Origin of the sequence: Enterobacter cloacae subsp. cloacae ATCC 13047 (assembly GCF_000025565.1) — a bacterium.
GTDB classification, from domain to species: Bacteria; Pseudomonadota; Gammaproteobacteria; order Enterobacterales; family Enterobacteriaceae; genus Enterobacter; species Enterobacter cloacae.
The window spans coordinates 1,737,209-1,763,517 of sequence record NC_014121.1 but is presented as its reverse complement, the minus strand read 5'-3'; the positions used below and the strand labels follow the sequence as shown (position 1 = coordinate 1,763,517).

Here is a 26,309-nt window from a genome sequence, read left to right as displayed (position 1 = left end):
ATGCTATGAATTCCCGACAACAAATCATTTTGCAGATGGTCATCGATCAGGGGCGCGTGAGCGTCGTCGATCTCGCTAAAACGACAGGCGTTTCTGAAGTCACCATCCGTCAGGATCTGAATCTACTCGAAAAACAGAGCTACCTGCGTCGTGCGCATGGGTATGCGGTCCCGCTGGACAGCGAGGACGTAGAAACCCGCATGATGAATAACTATGCCCTCAAACGTGAGCTGGCTGAGTTTGCCGCGTCCTTAGTGAACAATGGCGAAACGGTCTTTATTGAGAACGGCAGTAGCAACGCCCTGCTGGCCCGCACCCTGGCCGAGCAAAAAGACATCACCATCATTACCGTCAGTAGCTATATCGCTCACTTGTTGAAGGAGACACGCTGCGAGGTCATCCTGCTGGGCGGTATCTATCAGAAAAAAAGTGAGAGCATGGTCGGCCCGCTGACGCGTCAGTACGTGCAGCAGGTGCATTTCAGCAAGGCCTTCATCGGTATTGACGGCTGGCAGCCCGAAACCGGCTTTACCGGTCGGGATATGATGCGTTCAGACGTTGTGAACGCGGTACTGGAAAAAGAGTGTGACGCAATCGTGCTGACCGACAGTTCAAAATTTGGCGCGGTCCATCCTTATACGATGGGGCCAATATCCCGGTTCAGCCGCGTAATTACTGATGACCGTCTGAGCGAAGCGCATCGGAATAAACTCCAGGAAGACGGACTTATCGTCGACATTATTAAAAAACCCGCCTGAGTCCGCGAGCGCCTGAATTTCAGGCGCCTCTTAACCTCTCTCTGAGAGGAATCCTAACCCCCCTTTAAGAGTTTTTACCTGTTTAACTGACCCTGAAGACGTAAAATTAATGTTAGCGATATAACAGGAAGTGACTATCACCTGCGTGATGACGTAACACCTGCGCGACCAGCTTTCACGGAGAACAGAATTTAAGTATTCGTTTAGTCTATACTTAAAGCGTGCATCTTTCCGTGAATCGATAATTCAGGAGAAAGTATTATGACCTTAACCAGCAAAAAATTAGCCGCCGCTGTTCTGGCAATCACTGTAGCAATGTCCCTGAGCGCATGCTCTAACTGGTCTAAACGTGACCGTAACACCGCCATTGGTGCCGGTGCTGGTGCACTGGGTGGTGCAGTATTAACAGACGGTAGTACGCTGGGTACATTAGGTGGTGCTGCTGTTGGTGGTATTATCGGTCACCAGGTCGGCAAATAATTATTATACGCCCTGATGGGCATCGCGATATTTATCGAATTTCAGGTCTGACTTACGCACGTATAAAACAAGAGCCACGGTAAATACCGTGGCTCATTTATTTTAGCCGCCCGCCAGTTTTACTTTCATCCCTTTGGCTTCGAGATGCGATTTAATGACGTCGCGTTTATCACCCTGGATTTCGATTATCCCGTCTTTGACGGCACCGCCGCAGCCACATTTCTTTTTCAGTTCAGCCGCCAGTTTCGCCAGTTCTGCATCATCCAGATCGATACCCGTGATAAGGCAAACACCCTTACCTTTACGCCCGCTGGTCTGGCGCTGGATACGGACAATACCGTCGCCCTTTGGGCGCTCTGCTTTCGCTTTCGGTTCATCAATGCGCCCGGTTTCGGTTGAATAGACCAGACGGCTGTTTGAGTCGGTCATTACGCCCCCTTTTTCAGTGATGCGTTGATAGCCTTAAGCGTCTCTGCCGGATTGGCAGATTGTGTCACCGGACGGCCGATGACCATGTAATCCACGCCTGCCGCCAGCGCCTGCTCAGGGGTCATAATACGGCGCTGATCGCCAGCCTCGCTGCCCGCTGGGCGGATACCCGGCGTGACCAGTTTGAAATTCTGGCCCAGCTCCGTTTTGAAACGCACCGCTTCCTGCGCGGAACAGACAACACCGTCCAGGCCGCAATTCTGCGTCAGCCGCGCAAGACGCTCTGCATGTTCAGCCGGTGACAACGTCACACCGAGGTCGCGCAGGTCATTTTCGTCCATGCTGGTCAGCACCGTTACCGCAATCAACAAGGGGGCGTCGCTGCCAAACGGCAGAAGCGCTTCACGCGCGGCTGTCATCATTCTCGCCCCACCCGATGCATGCACGTTAACCATCCATACACCCAACTCGGCAGCCGCGGCAACGGCGTGCGCCGTGGTGTTTGGAATATCATGAAATTTGAGGTCGAGGAAAACGTCAAAACCGCGCTGTTGCAGATCGCGTACGATTTGCGGTCCAAATAACGTAAACATCTCTTTGCCCACTTTAAGGCGACAGTCGCGAGGGTCAATACCGTCGACAAAAGCCAGAGCAGCGTCACGTTTATTGTAATCAAGAGCAACAACAACAGGAGAATCAGTAACTACGCGGGAAGTGGAGGAAGTAACAGACGTCATGACCAGCCCTTTTCGTCTATGGGCGCGCAGCGGCGCGGAACAGATAAACGGCGTGCATTCTACCTGCCAGCGCCACAAATTGACAGGATCGTTTTATTCCCTGCCAGGCTGGCAAACCGCACGATGCTGAACGGGATTATAAAAGTGATAAGTATGTTGTAACTAAAGTGAGGTCTTTTAAAAAAATTACTGTCCATCGAGACCGCGAATGGGCTTGATGGTTGACCAGGCCCGGCACGAAGGACAGTGCCAGTATAGCGTATACGCGGTAAAACCACACTTCTGACAGCGGTAGCGCGGCTTGCTACGCACCTGTTCGCCCACCATGTCACGCAGCACCATCAGGCTCTCTTTAGCACGCCCTTCTTCTGCGTCGTTCAGGTGGTAATCCATCAGCTTATGGAAAACCCGCATGGTAGGATGACGCTGCAGCTGACGCGTAATATAAACCTGCGCCGTGTCGCTGCCCTCATGCTGCTCCACTACGTCGGAAAGCATCAGCTCCGCGGTGGCTCCGGTGTTCTCTTCCACGCAGCGGCGCAGGAACGCTACCCACTCATCCTGTTTACCCAGCTGTTGATAACAGGTCTGCAGCATTTCAAGGGTTTCACTGACCAGCTCTTTGTCCTGATCAATGACGCGCAGCAGGCTTTCAACGGCTTTGGCATAGTCGCCACTCGCCATAAACACGCGCCCCATCATGATGGAAATACGCGCACTATTGCGGTCTGCGGCGGCCCCTTTTTTCAGCAACGCCATGGCTTTGTCCATGTCGTCGTTCCCCATCTGCTGCAGGGCCAGTTCGCAGTAAAAATGGGCTATCTCGACGCGCTGTTTGTCTTTACCCAACTTAACCAGACGTTCAGCGGTATCAATGGCTTTCTGCCAGTCGCTGGTGGCCTGGTAAATCTGCAGCAGCTGCTGCAGCGCACCTATGCGGAAATCTGTTTCATCCACCAGTTGCGAGAACATGTCTTCCGCACGGTCATACAACCCTGCCGCCATGTAGTCGCGGCCCAGCTGTTGTACTGCCAGCAGGCGCTGATCGTAAGTTAACGAGGCGCTTTCCATGAGGGTCTGGTGAATACGAATGGCACGGTCAACCTCGCCGCGCGAGCGGAACAGATTGCCCAGGGTCAGGTGTGCTTCAACGGTCCCTGTGTCCTCTTTTAACATGTCGAGGAACAGGTCGACCGCTTTATCCTGTTGATTGCTCAGGAGGAAGTTCACCCCTGCAACGTAGTCGCGGGAGAGTCGGTTCGCCTCATCCTGTTTTGTTTGTTGCGCACTTCTGCGGCCCATATACCAGCCATAGGCAGCGGCTACAGGCAAAAGCAGAAACAACAACTCCAGCATATTCGATTATTCCTTGACGACCGGCACACCAGAGCTTTCCGGAATGTCGGACGCAGGCGCAATTTGATGTTCGAGGCGTTTAATTTTACGTTCAGCGCGCGCAAGCGAAACACGTACTTTTAACCAGAACAGACCGCAAACCAGCCAGCCGATGGCGAAACCCGCTGCGAACAAGACCGCCAGCAGGCTCGAAACCCGATACTCGCCCTGCGCCAGCAGATAGTTAAACGTCACCTGTTGATCGTTTTGTGCACCCAATGTGACTGAAATGACAAAAATCGCCAATACCAGTAAGAAAATGAGTAAATATTTCACATTACTTCCCGTTATGTGGTTCAAGCGAATAAAGTGTGTTCAACTTACCGCAATCAGCCTTATAAACTACCATTTTAGCGACGGGCGCGAAACGGAAAAAGTGACGCGCCCGTCATGGATTTATGGGCTGAATGCGCAAAATCAACCTTCAGACGCCACTGTGCTCCCTTTCGGCGATCTCTTCTTTCTCTTCCGGCGGCGGCGTTAACGGACCGCAGAGCCGTTCAGCCAGCCAGGTGGCAAGGGTAACAAGCAGCCATGAAATGAGCGTCGCCACCACTAAATCGCGTGGCCAGTGCATGCCCAGCAGTAGACGGCTCCCCATCACCCCCGTCGCCCAGACCAGTAAAATGGCGATAGTGACAGTACGACGCCGCGGCCATAAAAGGCCGACGGCAAGAAGTGCCCAACTGGCGGCAAACATGGTGTGCCCGGATGGAAACGCAAAGCCGGTCTCTTTTTGCCAGTGTTTACGTAAAAACGTCGGGATATCCTGCTGTTCCGCAAGCTGTTCTTTTACCAGCGCACCGCGATCTTTACGTTTTAAATTGTAGAACTCATTCACCGGAACATGATGCGTTTTTTCCAGCCAGACCACAAATGGCCGCGGCTCCTGCACATGGCCTTTCACCCAGGATTTTACCCCCTGGCCAACAAGAATCGCCCCACCGAGGATAGCAAAGAGCACCAGCGCTGCGCGGAGACGAAAGCGCAGGCACCACAAAAACCAGGCGCAAAGCACTACATGAGTAATGATGCCCCATGGCTGGGTGACCGTCTCTGTTATCCAGTATAACGTTTTCAGCCACAGGGTATTGTGCCCGGGCTGCCACATCCAGCCTGATACCCAAACGGCTAATGGCATAATCAACAATATGGCTGCACCTGCTGCCGTTCGTCTGGCGATTGAAAGCATGTCTTCTCCTTTTTCGCTAAGCGTCACAATCATAACTGAAATTCATCCGACAGGTGGATATGTCGGATCGTGCGTTTAACGTTCGTATAGCATGGCAGCCATTAGGCGAACCTGCTGAGCTTGTGGCAAAATGAACGGATACAGAAAGCAAAAACAGGCGGAAGACACGAAACGTGTCAGCCTACTCTGGAGAATCACATGCAGCTTAAACGTGTGGCAGAAGCCAAACTGCCAACCCCATGGGGCGATTTCCTGATGGTGGGATTTGAAGAACTGGCGACCGGACAGGATCACGTCGCGCTGGTGTACGGCGACATTTCAGGACAAACCCCGGTACTTTCTCGCGTTCATTCGGAGTGTCTGACCGGCGATGCGTTGTTCAGCCTGCGCTGTGATTGCGGTTTCCAGCTGGAGGCAGCGCTCTCTCATATTGCCGAAGAGGGTCGCGGTGTGCTGCTTTATCACCGCCAGGAAGGGCGCAATATTGGCCTGCTGAATAAAATCCGCGCCTACGCGCTGCAGGACCAGGGGTACGACACGGTAGAAGCAAACCACCAGCTCGGCTTCGCTGCCGATGAGCGCGATTTCACGCTGTGTGCGGATATGTTTAAGCTGCTGGGCGTGGATGAAGTACGCCTGCTGACTAACAACCCGAAAAAAGTCGAAATTCTGACCGAAGCGGGGATCAATATCGTTGAGCGCGTACCGCTCATTGTGGGACGTAACCCAAAAAACGCGCACTACCTCGACACCAAAGCCGCCAAAATGGGGCATCTGCTGAGCGAGTGATCGCAAAGTGCCCGGCAACGCCCTCGCGTGCCGGGCTGGCTCCATCAGTCCAGCATCTTACGAATCACGTAATGTAGAATGCCGTCGTTCTGGTAATAGGTGAGTTCTGTTGCCGTATCGATACGACACCGGCAGTCGAGCACCTCTGTTTTACCGTCTGCGCGCGTTAATGTCACCGGCACCGTTTTACCCGGCTGCAGATTTTGCAGGCCGCTGATGTCAATCAGCTCTTCCCCGGTGAGTCCCAGCGTTTTACGGGTGACGCCCTGCGGGAATTCGAGTGGCAGGATCCCCATCCCTATCAGGTTTGAACGGTGGATACGTTCAAACGATTCGGCAATCACCACCCGAACCCCAAGCAGACGCGGGCCTTTGGCCGCCCAGTCACGGCTGGAGCCAGAGCCGTACTCTTTCCCGGCGATAACCGCCAGCGGCGTGCCTTCCTGCTGGTATTTGACGGCGGCGTCATAAATTGAGATCACGTCGCTCCCCGGCAAATGTCGCGTCATGCCCCCTTCCACGCCCGGCACCATTTCGTTGCGGATACGGATATTGGCAAACGTGCCGCGCATCATCACTTCATGGTTACCACGACGCGAGCCGTAGGAGTTGAAATCCCGGCGCTCCACACCCCGACTCTGCAAGTAACGGCCTGCTGGACTGTCGGCTTTGATGCTTCCCGCCGGCGAAATGTGGTCCGTGGTGACGGAGTCTCCCAGCATCGCCAGAATGCGCGCGCCGTGGATATCCTGAAGCGGTGCAGGTTCAGCCAGCATCTCATCGAAGAACGGCGACAGGCGGATATAGGTCGAATCATCCTGCCAGTCATAGGTATCTGAACCCACGACGTCGATGGCCTTCCATTCCGGCGTACCTTCAAACACCTCCGCATACTCTTTGCGGAACATTTCGGTAGAAACTTCCTCTACGGCCAATGCAATTTCCCGGGCAGATGGCCAGATATCCTTCAGATAGACCGGATCATTCTTGCGATCGTGGCCAATCGGATCGGTGACCAGGTTGATATTCATATTCCCGGCCAGAGCGTATGCCACAACCAGCGGTGGAGACGCCAGCCAGTTGGTCTTGACCAGCGGATGAATACGGCCTTCAAAGTTTCGGTTACCGGAGAGAACGGCCCCGACGGTGAGATCGCCCTGCTTGATCGCCATCTCAATCGGTTCAGGTAACGGACCCGAGTTCCCGATACAGGTGGTGCAACCGTACCCCACTAGGTTAAAGCCCAGCTCATCCAGATACGGCGTTAATCTGGCCTGTGCAAGGTAATCTGAAACCACTTTGGAGCCCGGTGCCAGAGAGGCTTTTACCCACGGCTGTGGCTTAAGCCCCAGCTCTACCGCTTTCTTCGCCAGCAGACCGGCGGCCATCAGCACGCTGGGGTTCGACGTGTTTGTACAGGAGGTTATGGCTGCAATGACAACCGCACCATCCGGAAGCTGATACTGATGTCCGTTCAGGACATAGTCGATTGGGCGGTGGTCTTTTTTCGCCGTGTTAACTTCCAGTTCATTACTGGCGGCAAAGGCTTTCGGTACGTCACTCAACGCCACCCGATCCTGTGGACGTTTTGGCCCCGCCAGGCTCGCCTCGACGGTCCCCATATCCAGTTCAAGTGTGCTGGTAAATACCGGTTCATCGCCCGGGTTACGCCACATCCCCTGCGCTTTGGTATACGCTTCAACCAGCGCCACCTGCTCTTCGCTACGGCCGCTCAGGCGCATATATTCCAGCGTGACAGTATCGATGGGGAAAAAGCCGCAGGTTGCGCCATACTCCGGCGCCATGTTGGCGATGGTGGCACGGTCGGCAAGCGGCAATGAATCCAGCCCGTCACCGTAGAATTCGACAAATTTACCCACCACACCATGCTTACGCAGCATCTGCGTGACGGTAAGTACCAGGTCGGTGGCGGTAATGCCTTCCGACAGTTTGCCGGTAAGCTTAAAGCCCACCACATCAGGGATCAGCATCGATACCGGCTGGCCAAGCATGGCCGCTTCGGCTTCAATTCCGCCAACGCCCCAGCCCAGAACGCCCAGGCCGTTAATCATGGTGGTATGCGAATCTGTGCCCACCAGAGTATCCGGATAGGCCACCCACTCTTTATCCTGCAATTCACTCCAGACCGCTTTGCCCAGGTATTCAAGATTCACCTGGTGGCAGATACCCGTACCGGGCGGAACGACGCTAAAGCGGCTAAAGGCCTGCTGCCCCCACTTCAGAAAGACGTAACGTTCGTGGTTACGCTCCATTTCCAGACGTACGTTTTCGCCAAAGGCATCGTCGTCACCAAAGTGATCCACGGTGACAGAGTGGTCGATAACGAGATCAACGGGAGAGAGCGGATTTACTTTAGCGGTATCGCCGCCAAGGCGCTTCACCGCTTCGCGCATTGCCGCAAGGTCAACCACAGCAGGGACCCCGGTAAAGTCCTGCATCAGAACCCTTGCCGGTCGATAGGCAATTTCTCTGTCAGCATGGGCATGCTTAAGCCACCCTGCCAGCGCCTGGATATCTTCAAGGGTGACGGAATCACCATCCTGCCAGCGTAAGAGGTTTTCCAGTAAAACTTTTAAGGACTTGGGTAAACGCGAAATGTCCCCAAGCGTCCTGGCTGCCAGCGGCAGGCTGTAGTAGTGCCAGGTTTTATTTTCTGCCTGTAATGTGTCCTTACTGGCTTCGCGTAGGGTTACCGACATAAGCTCCTCCTTAATTACAGAGATGTCCTGACAATCATCAGGGCTGTAATTAAAGATAACACAAAGATGTCGTAACGTTTTGATAACAACCCGAAATGATAAATCCAGGAATGTTCCAGTGCGGGGGAGAAAACAAAAAACCCCGCCGTAGCGAGGTTTTACGATTTAGTGGAGGGCCAGCCAGATAAGCTGTGACCAGAACAGAATCGACGCGGAAAAAACGCCGAGCCATGACCAGTATTTCATAGACATCATGTTATTCATCATAGGGACACCAGGCATTATTTATTAAAGGTTCCGAGGTCTGCCCTCAGTTCAATATTGCTGATGTGTATTTATTAAAGAGTACATATGCATTGAGCCTTTATTCAGACTATTTGCATCATTACGCAATTAAGTAAATTATTGTTTTTTGGGTTCGTCTTCTGCGAACACATCAATAAACGCTTGCTGCTGCGGCGTCAGTTTCCAGGACGCGGGTACGGCAGTGGCAGGTGCTTTGCGCACTTTGTGGCCCCTGTCACGAAGCTGACACATCTGTTTAACTGTTTCTGTACGTACCGTCACTGCCATATTCAACCCCAATAGTTCCAGGCCAGGAAAGCAACCACCACCCAAAACAAGGCGGAGACGAGAAAGACCGCCAGCCAGGCTTTACGCTTGAGCGCAGGATCCCTTTGCGGTTCTTCACTTCCTGAAGGCATTGCTAACCTCATACAATCGATATCGCTTATCATTTAGAGACCAAACAATTGGTACAATTAATCATCTGTTGAGATAAATCCTAAAGAAACTTTAGCCGAAAAGCCAGTGAATTTACGTATCTATTGATGGGAAATATTCATTCTTTTGACCAGAAATAAATATTTGAAAGGAAATATTTGCGAAGCCAAAAATTAGTTCTACTTTTGTCGCCAATTCACGACATTATAACCACACTGAATAAATGGTTAATGACATTATACGGCAGTTAAGTGCAGATGATGATAATTCTAATTTAGCTTTGAGAGGTTATTTCGGTATCTTTCCTGGGCGGAAAGATACCGGGAGTGATTATTTTGCCGGAAGTTTGATGTCTTTAAACATCTCTTCGATATCTTCATTTGAACGTAATGCTACGGCCGTATCGACTACGTCGCGCGTTAAATGTGGGGCAAAGCGCTGAATAAAATCATACATATAGCTACGCAGGAAGGTACTGCGACGGAAACCAATCTTGGTGGTGCTATGGCTGAAAATATCATGCGCATCAAGACGCACGAGGTCAGGGTCAGATACGGGATCAACCGCCATGCTGGCAATTACGCCCACCCCCAGTCCAAGCCGCACGTAGGTCTTAATCACGTCAGCATCGGTTGCGGTGAAGACGATACGCGGCGTTAATCCTGCACGATTGAATGCAGTATCAAGCTCGGAGCGCCCGGTGAAGCCGAAGGTATACGTCACTAAGGGATATTGCGCCAGCTCTTCAATAGTGACCGACCCTTTACCGGCTAACGGGTGATCGGGCGTGACGACAATAGAACGGTTCCAGTGATAGCACGGCAGCATAACCAGATCGTCATACAGATGCAGCGCTTCGGTTGCAATAGCAAAGTCCGCATTACCCTTCGAAACCGCCTCAGCGATTTGCGTCGGCGAGCCCTGATGCATATGGAGAGAAACACGTGGATAGCGCTCAATAAAGCCCTTTATGACGCCCGGCAGCGCATAGCGTGCCTGGGTATGGGTGGTAGCAATATACAGCGACCCTTTATCCGGCCAGGTATGCTCACCCGCCACCGATTTAATGGCGTCGACTTTAGAGAGGACCTCCCGCGCGATGCGGATAATCTCCTGCCCTGCTGGCGTCACTTGGGTGAGGTGTTTACCGCTACGAGCAAAAATCTGAATACCTAACTCATCTTCCAGCATGCGGACCTGCTTGCTGATACCCGGCTGAGAGGTATATAGCCCCTCAGCGGTAGAAGAGACGTTAAGGTTGTGGTTTACCACCTCAACAATATAACGAAGCTGCTGTAATTTCATGCCAGACCATCCGATTTAGCGCATGCGGTCAATCGCTTAAGACGATTTGATAATAAGAAAAGGGTTAACTATAACCACTATATCATTTATAGCCTGACTGTATAGTACGGAACAAAAAATAATAACAAGGTAATAAAAAAGGGCCGGAAGTCCGGCCCTTTCACAGGTAAGTTACGGTAAGGAAAGATTATTTCTTGCCTTCAACCCATTTGTCATCCACAAAGAATGCTGACCAGCCGGTTGCCTTGCCGTCTTTCTCCGCCGCAACATACTGCTGCTTCGTTTTACGGCTAAAACGCACAACGGTTTTATTGCCTTCCGGATCCTGCTGTGGCGCATCGGCCAGGTAGCGCAGTTTCTCAGGCAGGCGGTCGCGGAAACGGTACAACTCTTCCACCAGTGGCGCGCGGGTTTCGCGCGATTTAGGGAAGGTGTTTGCCGCAAGGAACACGCCGGCAGCACCATCACGCAGCACGAAGTAAGCGTCGGACTTCTCGCACGGCAACTCTGGCAGCGGAACCGGATCTTCCTTCGGCGGCGCGACTTCACCGTTACGCAGGATTTTACGCGTGTTCTTACACTCGTCGTTGGTGCACGCCATGTACTTGCCGAAGCGCCCCATTTTCAGGTGCATCTCAGAACCACACTTCTCACACTCAACGATAGGACCGTCGTAACCTTTAATGCGGAACTCACCCTCTTCGATCTCATATCCATCGCAGGTCGGGTTATTACCGCAGACGTGCAATTTACGTTTTGGATCGATGAGGTAGCTGTCCATCGCGGTGCCGCATTTCTTGCAGCGACGTTTTGCACGCAGGGCGTTGGTTTCCGCATCATCCCCTTCCAGCACGTTGAGCACTTCGTTCTCAGGTACCAGGTTAATGGTGGTTTTGCAGCGTTCTTTCGGCGGCAGCGCGTAGCCAGAACAGCCGAGGAAAACGCCAGTAGTGGCAGTACGGATCCCCATTTTACGACCACAGGTTGGGCAGTCGATGCTGGTCAGGACCATCTGATTCGGCAGCATGCCGCCCTCTTCAGGATCTTTTTCCGCTTTTTCAAGCTGGTTGGTAAAGTCGCTGAAGAAGCTGTCGAGAACCTTTTTCCACTCGGCCTGATGGCTGGCAACCTGATCGAGGCTGTCTTCCATTTGCGCGGTGAAGTCGTAGTTCATCAGTTCGCGGAAGTTGGCTTCCAGGCGGTCAGTGACGATCTCACCCATTTTTTCCGCATAGAAACGACGGTTTTCAACACGCACGTAACCGCGGTCCTGAATGGTCGAAATAATCGACGCATAGGTGGATGGACGGCCAATACCGCGTTTTTCCAGCTCTTTAACCAGAGACGCTTCGCTGAAACGCGCTGGCGGCTTGGTGAAGTGCTGGGCAGGCACGAGATCAACCAGAGAGAGTTCATCCCCTTTGTTTACCGCAGGCAGGGTTCTGTCTTCATCACCCTTACGCAGCGCAGGCATCACTTTAGTCCAGCCATCGAAGCGCAGGATACGGCCACGCGCTTTCAGGCGGAAATCACCCGCGCCAACGGTCAGCGTGGTGGAGTCATACTGTGCTGGTGTCATCTGACACGCCACGAACTGACGCCAGATAAGCTGATACAGCTTCTGGGCATCGGCTTCCATATCTTTCAGCGATTCGGCTAACACGGAGACGTCAGAAGGACGAATGGCTTCGTGCGCTTCCTGTGAGTTCTCCTTGCTGGCGTACTGGTTTTCACTCGCTGGCAGGTATTTCTTACCGAAGTTGTCACTGATGTAGCCGCGCACCATGTTGACGGCATCCTGGCTCAGGTTTGTCGAGTCAGTACGCATATAGGTGATATAACCCGCCTCATACAGACGCTGGGCCATCATCATGGTTTTCTTCACGCCATAACCCAGGCGCGTGCTCGCAGCCTGTTGCAGCGTAGACGTAATAAACGGTGCGCCAGGTTTGCTGCTGGTCGGTTTATCTTCACGCTCCAGAACCTGGTAGCGCGCTTTTTCCAGCAGCGCCACGGCAGCCATGGTCTGCTCACGGTTTTCAGGACGGAACGGTTTGTCATTCTGATGACTCACCTGCAGCGGCAGCGCATCTCCACCCGGCGTGGTGACATTGGCATCCACTTCCCAGAACTCTTCCGGGACGAAGGCTTTGATCTCACGCTCGCGTTCAACAACCAGACGCACAGCAACGGACTGCACACGCCCTGCGGACAGACCGCGGGCAATCTTTTTCCACAGCAGTGGAGAGACCATGTAACCCACGACACGGTCCATAAAACGGCGTGCCTGCTGCGCGTTTACGCGGTCGATGTTCAGTTCACCCGGCTTCTCAAACGCCTGGCGAATCGCATTCTTCGTAATTTCGTTAAACACTACACGGCTGTAGCGTTTGTCGTCACCCCCGATCACTTCCCGCAGGTGCCAGGCAATGGCTTCCCCTTCGCGGTCAAGGTCGGTTGCGAGATAAATGTGGTCTGCTTTTTCAGCAAGCTGCTTCAGCTCGTTAACGACTTTTTCTTTGCCGGGCAGCACTTCATAGTGTGCATCCCAGTTATGCCATGGGTTAACACCCATGCGGTTGACAAGCGCGCTACGTTCATCCTTTTTAGGCTTTTTAGCCCCTTTGGTGGAGGTAGAGTCTGCGCTCTTTTTGCTGGCTGAGCCACTGGTCGGCAAATCGCGGATGTGACCGACGCTGGACTTAACCACGTAGTCATTACCCAGATACTTATTGATCGTTTTGGCTTTTGCCGGGGACTCAACGATGACGAGAGCTTTACCCATATTCACCTTTACCTAATTTAATTCTTCCAGGAATACGCCGCATGTTGATTTCCCTTCCACTGACGACGAGCCATTGATATTGCGACTGCGTCAGGGGATATCAACCCCTTTGTCTTACTGAACGTCAAAGCGTTAACGCCCAGGTGATTGAGTTATCGGGTATTTTTCTCACATCGGATGTAATTCGTGACGAATTCCCGGTCGAATGTCAAGCAATTCTGTTGCCAGAATGACGAAAGCGCACACTCTACCTGATAAAATTCGTTACGCAACTTTATTAGCATGCAAAAGCAAATCCTGCCAGCCAGGTCACGGCCCCTTACCCCCTCACATTACAGGGAAAATTTGCCCCCAAAGCGCCCCCGGCGTAGACTATTGTCACTGTTTAAGGAGTGGATTATGCAGAATACAACCCAACCCATTGATCGAGCCTCTCTGCTTATCGAAGCAAATAAGCTGATTCGTGACCATGAAGACACCCTGGCGGGTATTGAAGCGACCGGCGTGGAACAACGTAACGGCGTGCTGGTATTCAGCGGCGAATACTTCCTTGACGAACAAGGGTTACCCACCCCGAAAAGCACCGCCGTATTCAATATGTTTAAATACCTGGCGCACACGCTTTCAGAGAAATATCACCTGGTCGATTAACGCAAAACGCGAGGCTCTGGCCTCGCGTTTTTGTTTACAGCAGCGGTTTTTGTCCGCGTTGCAACCAGCGGAGCAGCAGGCGATCCGCGCTTTCGGCCGCGCTGTTAGTAAAGCGGTCAAGCAATCGCTTACGCTGGGTAAAGCGCACGCCAACCAGTTCGCGCCCTTCCATCAGATTCAACAGCAGGTCGTCACTGGTGCCCACTTCATCCACCAGCCCTTTTTCTAGCGCCTGCGTACCGTACCAGTGCTCCCCAGTTGCCACCTGATCAATATCAAGCGCCGGGCGCATACGGTGCACAAAGTCTTTAAAGAGGTGATGGGTTTCATTGAGATCTTCACGGAATTTCTGCCGTCCTTCTTCCGTGTTCTCCCCCAGCAGCGTCAGGGTACGTTTGTACTGACCCGCCGTATGCAATTCAATGTCGATCTCTTTGCTTTTCAGGAAGCGGTTAAAGTTCGGGATTTGCGCAACCACCCCGATGGAGCCAATAATAGAAAACGGCGCCGCAACAATTTTATCCGCCACGCAGGCCATCATATAGCCACCGCTCGCCGCGACTTTGTCCACCGCAACCGTCAGCGGGATCTGTTTTTCACGCAGACGCTGTAGCTGCGAAGCCGCCAGCCCATAACCATGAACGACCCCACCCGGACTCTCAAGACGGACAACCACCTGATCCTGCGGTTTAGCCACGGCAAGCACGGCGGTGACTTCTTCACGCAGGGAAGAGACCTCATGGGCATCCATGCTGCCTTTAAAATCGAGCACATAGACACGCGGGATTGAGGTTTCCTCCGGCGCGTTAAGCTTCGCTTTGGCTTTTGCCGCTTTGGCGTCCTGCTTATGCTTTTTCTTCTGCGCTTTGTGCCACAGTTTCTGTTGATGGCTGTCAAGCAGGGCCAGCGACATCTCTTCCTGCATCTCTTTATACTGCTCGCTCAGGCGGGTAATGCGTAACTCACCACGCTGACGTTTGCGCTGCGTCAGGTTAACAATCAGAACGGCCACTACCGCAATGGCAATCACCACCGTCGCGATCTTTGCCAAAAACAACCCATATTGAGAAAGTAATTCCACGCGTTCCACCTTGATTTAACCACGAATCTTTCACGGCAGTGTACAACAGCCCTGCCCATGCGTCTCGCTCGTGACATTACCTCTGCGAGCCGTCTTCAGGAATCCCCCGATTCTGGTTTAAATATTTGCAAATTGTTAATTTTACAGCGATGCGTCCTGTAGACTGATTGAATTCTCATGCTAATTCGGGCATAAAGCCGAAAAGTCACACAATAAGGCGTCTTTGCATCACTGTGCGCCGAGGAGTCACCGTGCATTATCAACCGCAAAAAAATCTGCTGCAGAACCGCATCATTCTGGTCACTGGTGCCAGCGATGGTATTGGCCGCGAAGCGGCACTGACCTACGCTGACTATGGCGCGAGCGTAATTCTCATTGGCCGTAACGAAGAAAAACTCAAAGGAGTGGCTCAGGAGATTGACGCCGCCGGTGGCATTCCTGCCCGCTGGTACACGCTGGATCTGCTCACCTGTACCCCTGAAACGTGCCAGGAGCTTGCCCACCGCATCAGCACCCACTACCCACGGCTGGATGGCGTACTGCACAATGCCGGCTTGCTTGGGGAGGTTCGCCCGATGGATGAACAGGATCCTGAGATCTGGCAGCAGGTCATGCAGGTCAATATCAACGGCACCTTTTTCCTGACCCAGGCACTGCTTCCTTTATTACTCACATCTGATTCCGGTTCGCTGGTGTTCACCTCCTCCAGCGTAGGGCGCGAAGGCCGCGCAAACTGGGGGGCGTATGCGGTCTCAAAATTCGCGACCGAAGGGATGATGCAGGTGCTGGCGGAGGAGTATCAGAGCCGTCATCTGCGCGTGAACTGCATTAACCCAGGCGGAACGCGTACCAAAATGCGCGCCAGCGCCTTCCCGACGGAAGATCCGCAGAAGCTTAAAACCCCGGCAGATATTATGCCGCTCTATCTCTGGCTGATGGGCGATGATAGCCGCCGTAAAACAGGGATGACCTTTGATGCCCAGCCAGGCCGTAAACCCGGGATTTCGCAATGAGTGAAGAACGTCACCAGCAACGTCAGCAGCGCCTGAAAGAACAGGTTGATGCCCGTGTCGCCGCTGCTCAGGATGAACGCGGGATCATCATCGTGTTTACCGGCAACGGCAAAGGCAAAACCACCGCTGCCTTTGGTACCGCCACGCGCGCCGTTGGTCACGGGCAGAAAGTGGGTGTCATTCAGTTTATTAAAGGGGAATGGCCCAACGGTGAACGTAATTTACTTGAGCCGCACGGGGTTGAGTTCCAGGTGATGGCGACAGGCTTTACGTGGGATACCCAAAACCGGGAAACCGACACCGCGGCCTGCCTCGCGGTCTGGGAGCATGCAAAACGAATGCTGGCAGACCCGGCCCTGAACATGGTGTTACTGGATGAGATCACCTATATGGTCGCCTACGACTATCTGCCGCTGGACGCCGTACTGGAGGCACTCAGGAATCGCCCGGCGCATCAGACGGTGATCGTCACAGGCCGCGGCTGTCATCGGGATATTCTGGAATTAGCGGATACCGTCAGCGAATTGCGTCCGGTTAAACATGCTTTTGATGCCGGTATCAAAGCGCAAATCGGCATTGATTATTGATAAAAAAGCCCGGTGAAATTAACCGGGCTTTTATTTTTAACCGTTGTTATTACGGCTGCCAGCGCGGCGATTATTGTTCACCTGGCTGTGGCGTTTCACCGCACGACGGATCTGGTTCGCCTTCATGCGACGACGATCTTTCTCCACCGCCACTTTGGAAGTGGTTTCTGGCGCCAGGCCCACCAGTTCACGCAGGTAGTTGGTCTGCGTCAGGTCCAGTTCGGTATAGCCACCACGTGGCAGACCTTTTGGCAGCAGAATATCGCCGTAACGGACACGGATCAGACGGCTAACCTGCACGCCCACCGCTTCCCACAGACGACGAACCTCACGGTTACGGCCTTCGGTCAGGGTAACGTTGTACCACTGGTTGATCCCTTCACCACCGGTAAATTTGATGGTTTTGAACGCTGCAGGACCGTCTTCCAGCTGAACGCCACGCGACAGATCGCGCAGTTTGTTCTCATCAACCTGGCCGAACACGCGTACGGCGTATTCGCGTTCCACTTCACGGCTTGGGTGCATCAGACGGTTTGCCAGTTCACCATCCGTTGTGAACAGCAGAAGACCGCAGGTGTTCACATCCAGACGCCCCACTGCAATCCAGCGTGCGCCACGCAGTTTAGGCAGACGGTCAAATACCGTCGGGCGACCTTCCGGGTCGTTGCGCGTACACAGTTCACCTTCCGGCTTGTAGTACGCCAGCACGCGGCAGATCTGCTCAGCAGATTCTTTAACCGAGATAAGATGACCGTCGATACGGATTTTAAGCCCCGGCACGATTTCTACGCGGTCACCGAGCGTGGCGATTTTACCGTCCACACTCACGCGTCCGGCTTCAATAATGGCTTCGATTTCACGGCGTGAGCCGTGGCCGGCACGCGCCAGCACTTTCTGTAACTTCTCGCTCATTGAGCTTCCTCAGGTGTCGCCTTCACAGGCGTCGAATCAGGTCAAACCAGGGCTATGCCCTGATTTGATGGCCGCGTAGTATAGCTGCTTACACCTTTACAAGAAAGGCTTAACATCACCCACGCCTTCGCGAATCACTTCCGGTGCATCTTCCGTTAAGTCGACAACCGTGGTCGGCTGCTGACCGAGGTAACCGCCATGAATAATCAACTCAACTACCTTTTCCAGACGGTCTTTGATCTCTTCCGGATCGGACTCGGTGAATTCACTGCCGGGCAGCATCAGTGAGGTTGAGAGCATCGGCTCACCCAGCGTTTCCAGCAAGGCCTGGGCAATCGGGTTAGACGGCACACGCATCCCGATGGTTTTGCGCTTTTCCTGTAACAGACGGCGCGGAACCTCTTTCGTCCCTTTCAGGATGAAGGTGTAGTTGCCCGGCGTGTTATTTTTAATCAGACGAAATGCCACGTTATCGACATAAGCATAGGTCGATAGCTCAGAGAGATCCCGGCACATCAGGGTAAAGTTGTGACCGTCCGGCAACTGGCGAATACGGCAAATACGCTCCATCGCCGCTTTATCTTCAATCTTACAGCCCAGCGCATAACCCGAATCGGTCGGGTAGACGATAACGCCCCCTTTACGCACGATCTCCACGGCCTGATTGATCAGGCGCGGCTGCGGATTATCCGGATGAATATAGAAAAACTGACTCATACTTCCCTCTCTTCAAGTTGCTGTGGCTGTTCCCAGAGCTGCCAGACAGGCTCAACGCCTGCGGGTAACCAAAGCTTGCGTCCCAGTTCTATCCACGCACAGGGCTGATGAAAATCTGAGCCTTGTGACGCCAGCAAACCAAACTGGCGGGCGTAGGTCGCAAGCTGCGAACGCTCGTTGGGCGCCTGCTGACACTGGGCGACTTCCATCGCCTCGCCACCGCATTCGGCAAAATGCGCCAGCAGTCTTTTCAGCCATTTAGCAGAAAGATTATACCGCCCCGGATGGGCCAGCACGGCCTTACCGCCAGAATGATGAATCACATCAATAGCTTGTTTTATTGTACACCACTGTGGCGGAACATATCCGGTTTTCCCGCGAGCCAGATAGCGTTTAAAGACATCCGCTATCGTTGTGGCCTTGCCCGCCTCAACCAGAAAACGGGCAAAATGACCGCGCGTTACCGCGCCCCCATTTGCCAGCCTTTGTGCCCCCTCCAGTGCGCCCGGAATATGCGCCTTTTCCAGACGTTCAGCGATCATTTCTGCGCGCTGGTTGCGGCGCGTTTTTTGTTCTTGCAAAAACGCACACATTACCGGATGGTCTATATCAATGTTCAGGCCAACAATATGGATTTCGTGATTCTCCCAGACGGTCGATATCTCGACGCCAGGAACCAGTTTGAGTGCCAGACCACTGCGGGCAATCTCGGCGCGCGCGGCTGGAATGGCATCGGTTGTATCGTGATCGGTTATGGCCAGCGTGCCAACCCGCATTTCAACGGCACGATGCACCAACGCTTCGGGCGTCAGCAGACCATCGGAGGCCTGGGTATGGCTGTGTAAATCATAAATTACGGCGTAGGTGGTATCGCTCAAAGCACTTCCCGTCACAGGTTAGAGACATCTTAAAAGCCCATGATACCGACTTGCCACGAAATTCTGAAATCAAGGGTTGACAACACGCCATCGAACTAGTTAACTAGTACGCAAGTTCACACGAGAAAGGTATCTGAAAATGACTGCACATTTCACTCTGCACGGTTGGTGGCGCACTTCCTGATTTCCGGGCAGTGTCACACGTCTGCGTACAGCAAACAGATACCCGCCCGCTCATCAGCGGGCTTTTTTTTGAACAGAATAAATGAGAACAACATAATGCAAACAGCCAAACCACACCTCGAATTGCTGACCAGCGAGGCGGCCTATCGCCACAACCCAACCGCGCTGTTTCATCAGGTCTGCGGTGCGCGTCCAGCCACGTTGTTACTGGAATCCGCCGATATTGACAGCAAAGACGATCTCAAGAGCCTGCTGTTGGTGGACAGCGCGCTGCGCATTACGGCGCTAGGTGACACTGTCACTATCAAAGCGTTATCGGATAACGGTGCGGCTCTGCTGCCGTTACTGGATGCGAGCCTGCCTGCTGGTATCGAAAATGAACACCATCCTGAAATGCGCGTTCTGCACTTCCCGCCGGTGAGCCAGCTGCTGGACGAAGACGCACGCCTGTGCTCTCTTTCCGTTTTTGATGCCTTCCGTCTGCTGCAAAATTTGGTCACCGTGCCGGAAGATGAACGCGAAGCAATGTTCTTTGGCGGGCTGTTTGCTTACGACCTGGTGGCCGGGTTCGAAGATTTACCGGACATTGAACAGGGTAACCGCTGCCCCGACTACTGCTTCTACCTGGCCGAAACCTTACTGGTGATCGACCACCAGAAAAAAACACCCGTATTCAGGCAAGCCTCTTCACGCCATCCGCGACAGAGAAAAAACGCCTTGAGCAGCGTATTGAGCAGTTGCAGCAACAAATGACCGAAGCGCCGCCTGCGCTGCCTGTACATCGTGTCGAGAAAATGACCTGTGAGGTTAATCAGAGCGACGATCAGTACGGTGCCGTGGTTCGCCAGATGCAAAAAGCGATTCGCGCCGGAGAAATTTTCCAGGTTGTTCCTTCCCGTCGTTTCTCTCTGCCCTGCCCGTCGCCGCTCGCGGCCTATGACGTGCTGAAAAAGAGCAACCCAAGCCCGTACATGTTCTTTATGCAGGACAATGATTTCACCCTGTTTGGCGCATCCCCTGAAAGTTCACTGAAATATGACGCCACCAGCCGCCAGATTGAGATCTACCCAATTGCCGGAACCCGTCCACGCGGCCGTCGAGCCGATGGCTCGCTGGATCGCGATCTCGACAGCCGCATTGAGCTGGAAATGCGTACCGACCATAAAGAGCTCTCCGAGCATCTGATGCTGGTTGATCTGGCCCGTAATGACCTGGCGCGCATTTGTACCCCTGGCAGCCGCTACGTGGCGGACTTAACCAAGGTCGACCGCTACTCGTTTGTTATGCATCTGGTATCCCGCGTGGTGGGCGAACTGCGCAGCGACCTCGACGTGCTTCACGCCTACCGCGCCTGTATGAACATGGGCACGCTGAGCGGCGCGCCGAAAGTTCGCGCCATGCAGCTGATCGCGGCGGCTGAAGGGCGCCGTCGCGGCAGTTACGGTGGTGCAGTGGGCTACTTCACCGCCCATGGCGATCTGGATACCTGCATTGTGATCCGCTCCGCCTACGTTGAGGACGGTATCGCTACCGTGCAGGCAGGCGCAGGGATTGTTCTGGATTCTGTTCCGCAGTCTGAAGCTGACGAAACCCGCAGTAAAGCCCGCGCGGTATTGCGCGCCATTGCTACCGCACATCACGCACAGGAGATTTTCTGATGGCTGACATTCTGCTGCTCGATAACATCGACTCTTTTACCTATAACCTGGCAGATCAGCTGCGTGCGAATGGTCACAACGTCGTTATCTATCGTAACCATGTTCCGGCACAGACGCTGATAGACCGTCTGGCAACCATGCAAAACCCGGTGCTGATGCTCTCTCCTGGTCCAGGTGCCCCCAGTGAAGCGGGCTGTATGCCGGAGCTGCTGACCCGTATGCGCGGTAAACTGCCGATTATCGGTATCTGTCTGGGTCACCAGGCGATTGTGGAAGCCTATGGCGGCTACGTGGGTCAGGCAGGTGAGATCCTGCATGGCAAGGCCTCCAGCATTGAACATGACGGCCAGGCGATGTTTGCCGGCCTGCCAAATCCGCTGCCGGTTGCGCGTTATCACTCCCTGGTAGGCAGCAACATCCCGGCCGGGCTGACCATTAACGCCTCGTTTGAAGGGATGGTAATGGCCGTGCGTCACGATGCGGATCGCGTCTGCGGCATGCAGTTCCATCCGGAGTCGATTCTCACGACCCATGGCGCGCGACTGCTGGAGCAGACGCTGGACTGGGCGTTGCAGAAACTGGAGCAGACCAACACGCTGCAACCGATTCTGGAAAAGCTGTATCAGGCGCAGACCCTGAGCCAGCAGGAGAGCCACCAGCTCTTTTCTGCCGTGGTTCGCGGTGAGCTGAAACCTGAACAGCTGGCGGCCGCACTGGTAAGCATGAAAGTGCGCGGCGAAAGCCCGCAAGAAATCGCCGGTGCCGCCACGGCCCTGCTGGAAAATGCCGCCCCCTTCCCGCGCCCGGATTATCAGTTTGCGGATATCGTCGGCACCGGGGGTGATGGCAGCAATAGCATCAATATCTCCACCGCCAGCGCCTTCGTGGCCGCGGCGTGTGGCCTGAAAGTGGCGAAACACGGTAACCGCAGCGTCTCCAGCCGCTCGGGCTCGTCCGATTTGCTGGCTGCCTTCGGCATTAACCTGGATATGAACGCCGAACGCTCCCGTGAAGCGTTGGACGATCTGGGCGTCTGCTTCCTGTTTGCGCCGAAGTATCACACCGGTTTCCGCCATGCGATGCCGGTTCGTCAGCAGCTTAAAACACGCACGCTGTTTAACGTACTGGGGCCGCTGATCAACCCGGCGCACCCGCCGCTGGCGCTGATTGGTGTTTACAGCCCGGAACTGGTTCTGCCAATTGCGGAAACCCTGCGCGTGCTCGGTTATCAGCGCGCGGCAGTAGTTCACAGCGGGGGAATGGATGAAGTGTCCCTTCACGCGCCAACTCTCGTTGCGGAACTGCGCAATGGCGAACTCCTGAGCTATCAGCTGGAAGCCGCCGACTTTGGTTTAACGCCGTATCATCAGGAGGCGCTGGCAGGCGGCACGCCGGAAGAAAACCGTGACATTCTCACGCGCTTATTACAAGGTAAGGGAGAGGTCGCCCATGAGGCAGCCGTGGCAGCCAACGTCGCCATGCTGATGCGATTGCACGGCGAAGAGGATCTCAAAGCCAACGCACAAAAAGTTCTGGACGTACTGCGCTCTGGTGCAGCTTACGATCGCGTTACCGCACTTGCGGCAAGAGGGTAAAGAATGCAGACCGTTTTAGCGAAAATCGTTGCCGATAAGGCCATCTGGGTGGAAGCCCGCAAAGCGCAGCAGCCGCTTGCCAGTTTTCAGAACGACGTCGTCCCAAGCAGCCGTCGTTTCTATGATGCCCTGCAGGGCGCGCGCACCGCATTTATTCTTGAGTGCAAAAAAGCCTCCCCGTCGAAAGGCGTTATCCGTGAGGATTTCGATCCGGCGCGTATTGCCGGTATTTATAAGCATCATGCGTCGGCGATCTCCGTGCTGACGGATGAGAAATATTTCCAGGGCAGCTTCGATTTTCTGCCTGTTGTCAGCAGCATCGCGCCGCAACCGATTCTGTGCAAAGACTTTATTATCGACCCGTATCAGATCTGGCTGGCGCGTTTTTACCAGGCTGACGCCTGCCTGCTGATGCTCTCGGTGCTCGACGACGAGCAGTATCGCCAGCTGGCTGCGGTGGCGCACAGCCTCAACATGGGCGTGCTGACCGAGGTGAGCAACGAAGAAGAGCTGGAGCGAGCCATTGCACTGCAGGCGAAAGTGGTCGGGATTAACAACCGCGATCTGCGCGATCTGTCAATTGACCTGAATCGTACGCGTCAGCTGGCACCGCGTCTGGGCTCTGGCGTGACTGTTATCAGTGAATCCGGGATCAACAGCTACGCCCAGGTGCGTGAGCTGAGCCACTTTGCCAACGGTTTCCTGATTGGCTCTGCGATGATGGCACATGACGATCTCAATGCCGCAGTGCGTCGGGTGCTGTTGGGTGAAAACAAAGTGTGCGGCTTAACCCGCGAACAGGATGCCCAGGCCGCCTATGAGGCGGGGGCTATTTACGGCGGGTTGATCTTTGTGGACGCCTCACCGCGTGCGGTGAGCGATGAACAGGCACGCAAGGTGATAGCGGCAGCCCCACTCAGTTATGTGGGCGTCTTCCGTAACGCTGATATTGCGGACGTTACGGCAAAAGCCGAAGCGTTATCCCTTAGTGCAGTACAACTGCACGGTGATGAAGATCAGGCATACATCGATGCCCTGCGTGCCGGGCTGGCTCCTCAGGTTCAGATCTGGAAAGCGCAGAGCGTGGGCAGCACCCTGCCAGCACGTAACCTGAATCATGTTGATAAATACGTGCTCGATAACGGCCAGGGCGGTACAGGCCAACGTTTTGACTGGTCACTGCTGAACGGCGAAGCGCTGGACAATGTCCTGCTGGCGGGTGGACTTAGCCCGGACAACTGTGTGGAAGCAGCCAAAACCGGCTGCGCGGGCCTCGATTTCAATTCAGGCGTAGAGTCGCAACCGGGCATCAAAGATGCCAGTAAGCTGGCCTCGGTATTTAAAACTCTGCGTGCATATTAAGGAAGAAAAAATGACGACATTACTTAACCCGTATTTTGGTGAGTTCGGCGGGATGTACGTTCCGCAGATCCTGATGCCCGCACTGCGCCAGCTGGAAGAAGCGTTTGTGAGCGCACAGAAAGATCCAGCGTTTCAGGCTGAATTTACCGACCTGCTGAAAAACTACGCGGGCCGTCCAACAGCGCTGACCAAATGCCGTAACCTGACTGCCGGCACCAAAACCACGCTGTACCTCAAGCGTGAAGACCTGCTGCACGGCGGCGCGCATAAAACCAACCAGGTGTTAGGACAGGCGCTGCTGGCAAAACGGATGGGCAAAACCGAGATCATCGCCGAAACCGGCGCGGGTCAGCACGGCGTGGCATCAGCACTGGCAAGCGCCCTGCTTGGCCTGAAATGCCGTATCTATATGGGGGCGAAAGACGTTGAGCGTCAGTCTCCGAACGTATTCCGTATGCGTCTGATGGGCGCAGAAGTGATCCCGGTTCACAGTGGTTCAGCCACGCTGAAAGATGCCTGTAACGAAGCGCTGCGCGACTGGTCTGGTAGCTATGAAACCGCGCACTACATGCTCGGCACAGCCGCTGGCCCGCACCCGTTCCCGACTATCGTGCGTGAATTCCAGCGCATGATTGGCGAAGAGACCAAAGCGCAGATCCTTGAAAAAGAAGGCCGTCTGCCGGACGCGGTGATTGCCTGCGTGGGCGGGGGATCAAACGCCATCGGGATGTTCGCTGATTTTATCGACGAAACCCGTGTTGGCCTGATCGGGGTGGAGCCAGCGGGTCACGGGATTGAAACCGGTGAGCACGGCGCACCGCTGAAACATGGCCGCGTGGGGATCTACTTCGGCATGAAAGCGCCAATGATGCAGACCGATGAAGGTCAGATTGAAGAGTCGTACTCCATCTCTGCCGGTCTGGATTTCCCGTCCGTCGGGCCACAGCATGCGTTCCTGAACAGCACCGGACGCGCTGACTACGTCTCCATCACCGATGACGAAGCGCTGGAAGCGTTTAAGACGCTGTGCCGCAGCGAAGGGATCATCCCGGCACTGGAGTCCTCGCATGCTCTGGCGCATGCGCTGAAAATGATGAAAGAAAACCCGGAAAAAGAGCAACTGCTGGTCGTTAACCTTTCCGGTCGCGGTGATAAAGATATCTTCACCGTTCACGATATTCTGAAAGCACGAGGGGAAATCTGATGGAACGCTACGATAACGCATTTGCACAACTGAAATCCCGCCAGGAAGGCGCGTTCGTTCCCTTCGTAACCCTGGGCGATCCGGGCCCGGAACAGTCGCTAAAAATTATCGACGCCCTGATTGAAGCCGGTGCCGATGCGCTGGAGCTGGGGATCCCGTTCTCTGACCCGCTGGCGGATGGCCCGACCATTCAGAACGCCACTCTGCGTGCCTTTGCCGCGGGCGTAACCCCAACGCAGTGTTTTGAGATGCTGGCCGCGATCCGTCAGAAGCACCCGACCATTCCGATTGGCCTGCTGATGTATGCCAACCTGGTCTTTAACCGCGGAATCGACGAATTTTATGCCGAGTGCGCGCGGGTCGGCGTTGACTCCGTGCTGGTGGCCGACGTCCCGGTTGAAGAATCTGCACCGTTCCGCCAGGCAGCTATGCGTCATAACGTGGCGCCAATTTTCATCTGCCCGCCAAACGCCGATGATGAACTGCTGCGCCAGATTGCCTCTTACGGCCGCGGTTACACCTACCTGCTCTCCCGCGCGGGCGTGACGGGTGCTGAAAACAAAGCCGCGCTGCCGCTGCATCATCTGGTAGAAAAACTGGCTGAATACCACGCAGCGCCTCCGCTGCAGGGATTCGGGATTTCATCCCCGGATCAGGTTACGGCGGCAATTGACGCAAAAGCGGCAGGCGCGATCTCCGGCTCTGCTATCATCAAAATCATTGAGAAGAACGTGGACAAACCCGAGCATATGCTGGCTGAACTCAAAGCATTTGTTACGGCGATGAAAGCCGCAACGCGTAAAGCCTGATCCTTCCACCGTCTGGCGACTCAGCCAGACGGTCTTCCTCTTATATTCCCGCTATCACTTAAGCGTTACGCCAAAATTGATCCCATCGATATTTTCGGCGTGAATGGCTTTTCAAACCTTGCCGTAAGCGTATGATTTGGTCTCTTTTCGGCTTTAAACCTTCTGAGTTCAAAGAAAAACGAAAACCACAGATTCCTCTTTTGATTCAAATAGATAACCCCATATTTTAGCGCATTTTTTAATGCATTTTACGTTGTGCGAACGCAAGCATTTTCATGCACTTACGCCTGAGTTTTGGAGAAGGATTTTTTGACCGGCGTTGACATAAAAATGATTTTTTCACATA

General features: G+C 54.1%; 25 protein-coding genes, 1 pseudogene and 1 other annotated feature. Of the genes and pseudogenes, 12 read left to right on the top strand and 14 right to left on the bottom strand.

Features of this window, described 5'->3' with window-relative positions; all coding sequences use genetic code 11:
• Window positions 1-5: 5 nt before the first annotated feature.
• Together yciT and osmB are read left to right on the top strand one after the other, a co-directional pair.
• Window positions 6-758 (top strand): DNA-binding transcriptional regulator YciT, encoded by a 753-nt coding sequence (gene yciT, locus ECL_RS08630; RefSeq protein ID WP_013096378.1) that lies wholly within the window; start codon window positions 6-8, stop codon window positions 756-758.
• A gap of 261 nt (window positions 759-1,019) precedes the next feature.
• The gene (osmB, locus tag ECL_RS08625; RefSeq protein WP_008501216.1) at window positions 1,020-1,238 is read left to right on the top strand and encodes an osmotically-inducible lipoprotein OsmB; all 219 of its coding nucleotides are present in this window, start codon (window positions 1,020-1,022) and stop codon (window positions 1,236-1,238) included.
• 102 nt (window positions 1,239-1,340) lie between these two features.
• Here osmB and yciH read toward each other — a convergent pair whose 3' ends face one another.
• The 5 genes from yciH to pgpB form a co-directional block, all read right to left on the bottom strand.
• Window positions 1,341-1,667, bottom strand: coding sequence for a stress response translation initiation inhibitor YciH (gene yciH, locus ECL_RS08620; RefSeq protein WP_013096377.1), 327 nt, complete (start codon window positions 1,665-1,667; stop codon window positions 1,341-1,343).
• Complete coding sequence (gene pyrF, locus ECL_RS08615; protein WP_028027957.1) at window positions 1,667-2,404, bottom strand: orotidine-5'-phosphate decarboxylase; 738 nt, start codon at window positions 2,402-2,404, stop codon at window positions 1,667-1,669. Before pyrF ends, yciH begins: the two co-directional genes overlap by 1 nt.
• 186 nt (window positions 2,405-2,590) lie before the next feature.
• Window positions 2,591-3,760 carry a lipopolysaccharide assembly protein LapB gene (gene lapB, locus ECL_RS08610; RefSeq protein WP_013096375.1) on the bottom strand — a complete coding sequence of 390 codons (1,170 nt, stop codon included), beginning with the start codon at window positions 3,758-3,760 and terminating at the stop codon, window positions 2,591-2,593.
• A gap of 6 nt (window positions 3,761-3,766) precedes the next feature.
• A complete protein-coding gene (locus ECL_RS08605; RefSeq protein ID WP_013096374.1) occupies window positions 3,767-4,075 on the bottom strand; it encodes a LapA family protein in 309 nt (102 codons plus the stop codon).
• A gap of 148 nt (window positions 4,076-4,223) precedes the next feature.
• Window positions 4,224-4,991 carry a phosphatidylglycerophosphatase B gene (gene pgpB, locus ECL_RS08600; RefSeq protein WP_028027956.1) on the bottom strand — a complete coding sequence of 256 codons (768 nt, stop codon included), beginning with the start codon at window positions 4,989-4,991 and terminating at the stop codon, window positions 4,224-4,226.
• 198 nt (window positions 4,992-5,189) lie between these two features.
• On the opposite strand from pgpB, the gene ribA reads away from it, so the two are divergent.
• Complete coding sequence (ribA, locus tag ECL_RS08595; protein ID WP_013096372.1) at window positions 5,190-5,780, top strand: GTP cyclohydrolase II; 591 nt, start codon at window positions 5,190-5,192, stop codon at window positions 5,778-5,780.
• Window positions 5,781-5,824: 44 nt separating this feature from the next.
• Here the strand turns inward: ribA and acnA are convergent, their stop codons facing one another.
• From acnA to topA, 5 genes are all read right to left on the bottom strand, one after another.
• Entirely contained in the window at window positions 5,825-8,500 is a 2,676-nt protein-coding gene (gene acnA / locus ECL_RS08590) for an aconitate hydratase AcnA (RefSeq protein WP_013096371.1), read from the bottom strand.
• Window positions 8,501-8,665: 165 nt separating this feature from the next.
• On the bottom strand, window positions 8,666-8,764 hold the full coding sequence (gene ymiC, locus ECL_RS27700; protein WP_044159376.1) for a small membrane protein YmiC: 99 nt from the start codon (window positions 8,762-8,764) through the stop codon (window positions 8,666-8,668).
• A 311-nt stretch (window positions 8,765-9,075) separates the two neighbouring features.
• A complete protein-coding gene (locus ECL_RS08585) occupies window positions 9,076-9,216 on the bottom strand; it encodes a YmiA family putative membrane protein (RefSeq protein WP_213382645.1) in 141 nt (46 codons plus the stop codon).
• Window positions 9,217-9,553: 337 nt separating this feature from the next.
• Entirely contained in the window at window positions 9,554-10,528 is a 975-nt protein-coding gene (gene cysB, locus ECL_RS08580) for an HTH-type transcriptional regulator CysB (protein ID WP_006175683.1), read from the bottom strand.
• A 187-nt stretch (window positions 10,529-10,715) separates the two neighbouring features.
• Complete coding sequence (gene topA / locus ECL_RS08575) at window positions 10,716-13,313, bottom strand: type I DNA topoisomerase (protein WP_013096367.1); 2,598 nt, start codon at window positions 13,311-13,313, stop codon at window positions 10,716-10,718.
• Between the two features lie 399 nt (window positions 13,314-13,712).
• Between topA and ECL_RS08570 the strand changes: the two genes are divergently transcribed.
• Window positions 13,713-13,964: a YciN family protein gene (locus tag ECL_RS08570; RefSeq protein WP_003856804.1), complete on the top strand. Its 252-nt coding sequence runs from the start codon at window positions 13,713-13,715 to the stop codon at window positions 13,962-13,964.
• A 34-nt stretch (window positions 13,965-13,998) separates the two neighbouring features.
• On the opposite strand, the gene sohB is transcribed toward ECL_RS08570, so the two are convergent.
• Entirely contained in the window at window positions 13,999-15,045 is a 1,047-nt protein-coding gene (sohB, locus tag ECL_RS08565) for a protease SohB (RefSeq protein ID WP_013096366.1), read from the bottom strand.
• Window positions 15,046-15,296: 251 nt separating this feature from the next.
• Here sohB and ECL_RS08560 point away from each other — a divergent pair, with 251 nt between their 5' ends.
• Together ECL_RS08560 and cobO are read left to right on the top strand one after the other, a co-directional pair.
• Window positions 15,297-16,058 carry a YciK family oxidoreductase gene (locus ECL_RS08560; RefSeq protein WP_013096365.1) on the top strand — a complete coding sequence of 254 codons (762 nt, stop codon included), beginning with the start codon at window positions 15,297-15,299 and terminating at the stop codon, window positions 16,056-16,058.
• Window positions 16,055-16,645 carry a cob(I)yrinic acid a,c-diamide adenosyltransferase gene (gene cobO / locus ECL_RS08555; RefSeq protein ID WP_013096364.1) on the top strand — a complete coding sequence of 197 codons (591 nt, stop codon included), beginning with the start codon at window positions 16,055-16,057 and terminating at the stop codon, window positions 16,643-16,645. Before ECL_RS08560 ends, cobO begins: the two co-directional genes overlap by 4 nt.
• A gap of 36 nt (window positions 16,646-16,681) precedes the next feature.
• Here cobO and rluB read toward each other — a convergent pair whose 3' ends face one another.
• From rluB to rnm, 3 genes are all read right to left on the bottom strand, one after another.
• Window positions 16,682-17,557: a 23S rRNA pseudouridine(2605) synthase RluB gene (gene rluB / locus ECL_RS08550; RefSeq protein WP_013096363.1), complete on the bottom strand. Its 876-nt coding sequence runs from the start codon at window positions 17,555-17,557 to the stop codon at window positions 16,682-16,684.
• Window positions 17,558-17,653: 96 nt separating this feature from the next.
• The gene (locus ECL_RS08545) at window positions 17,654-18,274 is read right to left on the bottom strand and encodes an L-threonylcarbamoyladenylate synthase (protein WP_013096362.1); all 621 of its coding nucleotides are present in this window, start codon (window positions 18,272-18,274) and stop codon (window positions 17,654-17,656) included.
• Window positions 18,271-19,152, bottom strand: a complete 882-nt coding sequence (gene rnm / locus ECL_RS08540; RefSeq protein ID WP_013096361.1) for an RNase RNM — start codon at window positions 19,150-19,152, stop codon at window positions 18,271-18,273. The genes ECL_RS08545 and rnm overlap by 4 nt, the downstream gene beginning before the upstream one ends.
• A gap of 139 nt (window positions 19,153-19,291) precedes the next feature.
• Here rnm and trpL point away from each other — a divergent pair, with 139 nt between their 5' ends.
• The 6 genes and pseudogenes from trpL (at window position 19,292) to trpA (ending at window position 25,963) form a co-directional block, all read left to right on the top strand.
• The gene (gene trpL, locus ECL_RS27970; protein WP_106993556.1) at window positions 19,292-19,336 is read left to right on the top strand and encodes a trp operon leader peptide; all 45 of its coding nucleotides are present in this window, start codon (window positions 19,292-19,294) and stop codon (window positions 19,334-19,336) included.
• Window positions 19,313-19,406 (top strand) — a sequence feature (Trp leader region). (Overlaps the previous gene by 24 nt.)
• Window positions 19,407-19,431: 25 nt before the next feature.
• Window positions 19,432-20,993 (top strand): annotated as a pseudogene (locus ECL_RS08530) (anthranilate synthase component 1).
• Complete coding sequence (gene trpD / locus ECL_RS08525; protein WP_013096358.1) at window positions 20,993-22,588, top strand: bifunctional anthranilate synthase glutamate amidotransferase component TrpG/anthranilate phosphoribosyltransferase TrpD; 1,596 nt, start codon at window positions 20,993-20,995, stop codon at window positions 22,586-22,588. Before ECL_RS08530 ends, trpD begins: the two are co-directional and overlap by 1 nt.
• 3 nt (window positions 22,589-22,591) lie before the next feature.
• Window positions 22,592-23,950 (top strand): bifunctional indole-3-glycerol-phosphate synthase TrpC/phosphoribosylanthranilate isomerase TrpF, encoded by a 1,359-nt coding sequence (trpCF, locus tag ECL_RS08520; protein WP_013096357.1) that lies wholly within the window; start codon window positions 22,592-22,594, stop codon window positions 23,948-23,950.
• Between the two features lie 10 nt (window positions 23,951-23,960).
• Entirely contained in the window at window positions 23,961-25,154 is a 1,194-nt protein-coding gene (gene trpB, locus ECL_RS08515; protein ID WP_013096356.1) for a tryptophan synthase subunit beta, read from the top strand.
• Window positions 25,154-25,963 carry a tryptophan synthase subunit alpha gene (gene trpA / locus ECL_RS08510; RefSeq protein ID WP_013096355.1) on the top strand — a complete coding sequence of 270 codons (810 nt, stop codon included), beginning with the start codon at window positions 25,154-25,156 and terminating at the stop codon, window positions 25,961-25,963. The genes trpB and trpA overlap by 1 nt, the downstream gene beginning before the upstream one ends.
• Window positions 25,964-26,309: the final 346 nt, after the last annotated feature.

What these genes read in the sequence shown, in the direction of transcription:
- pgpB (WP_028027956.1), bottom strand. Translation starts at nt 4,991, where the DNA reads ATGCTTTCAATCGCCAGACGAACGGCAGCAGGTGCAGCCATATTGTTG.
- ECL_RS08585 (WP_213382645.1), bottom strand. Translation starts at nt 9,216, where the DNA reads ATGAGGTTAGCAATGCCTTCAGGAAGTGAAGAACCGCAAAGGGATCCT.
- yciT (WP_013096378.1), top strand. Translation starts at nt 6, where the DNA reads ATGAATTCCCGACAACAAATCATTTTGCAGATGGTCATCGATCAGGGG.
- trpD (WP_013096358.1), top strand. Translation starts at nt 20,993, where the DNA reads ATGGCTGACATTCTGCTGCTCGATAACATCGACTCTTTTACCTATAAC.
- yciH (WP_013096377.1), bottom strand. Translation starts at nt 1,667, where the DNA reads ATGACCGACTCAAACAGCCGTCTGGTCTATTCAACCGAAACCGGGCGC.
- cobO (WP_013096364.1), top strand. Translation starts at nt 16,055, where the DNA reads ATGAGTGAAGAACGTCACCAGCAACGTCAGCAGCGCCTGAAAGAACAG.
- ECL_RS08570 (WP_003856804.1), top strand. Translation starts at nt 13,713, where the DNA reads ATGCAGAATACAACCCAACCCATTGATCGAGCCTCTCTGCTTATCGAA.
- trpB (WP_013096356.1), top strand. Translation starts at nt 23,961, where the DNA reads ATGACGACATTACTTAACCCGTATTTTGGTGAGTTCGGCGGGATGTAC.
- ECL_RS08545 (WP_013096362.1), bottom strand. Translation starts at nt 18,274, where the DNA reads ATGAGTCAGTTTTTCTATATTCATCCGGATAATCCGCAGCCGCGCCTG.
- lapB (WP_013096375.1), bottom strand. Translation starts at nt 3,760, where the DNA reads ATGCTGGAGTTGTTGTTTCTGCTTTTGCCTGTAGCCGCTGCCTATGGC.
- rluB (WP_013096363.1), bottom strand. Translation starts at nt 17,557, where the DNA reads ATGAGCGAGAAGTTACAGAAAGTGCTGGCGCGTGCCGGCCACGGCTCA.
- pyrF (WP_028027957.1), bottom strand. Translation starts at nt 2,404, where the DNA reads ATGACGTCTGTTACTTCCTCCACTTCCCGCGTAGTTACTGATTCTCCT.
- topA (WP_013096367.1), bottom strand. Translation starts at nt 13,313, where the DNA reads ATGGGTAAAGCTCTCGTCATCGTTGAGTCCCCGGCAAAAGCCAAAACG.
- ribA (WP_013096372.1), top strand. Translation starts at nt 5,190, where the DNA reads ATGCAGCTTAAACGTGTGGCAGAAGCCAAACTGCCAACCCCATGGGGC.
- acnA (WP_013096371.1), bottom strand. Translation starts at nt 8,500, where the DNA reads ATGTCGGTAACCCTACGCGAAGCCAGTAAGGACACATTACAGGCAGAA.
- trpCF (WP_013096357.1), top strand. Translation starts at nt 22,592, where the DNA reads ATGCAGACCGTTTTAGCGAAAATCGTTGCCGATAAGGCCATCTGGGTG.
- cysB (WP_006175683.1), bottom strand. Translation starts at nt 10,528, where the DNA reads ATGAAATTACAGCAGCTTCGTTATATTGTTGAGGTGGTAAACCACAAC.
- ymiC (WP_044159376.1), bottom strand. Translation starts at nt 8,764, where the DNA reads ATGAATAACATGATGTCTATGAAATACTGGTCATGGCTCGGCGTTTTT.
- osmB (WP_008501216.1), top strand. Translation starts at nt 1,020, where the DNA reads ATGACCTTAACCAGCAAAAAATTAGCCGCCGCTGTTCTGGCAATCACT.
- trpA (WP_013096355.1), top strand. Translation starts at nt 25,154, where the DNA reads ATGGAACGCTACGATAACGCATTTGCACAACTGAAATCCCGCCAGGAA.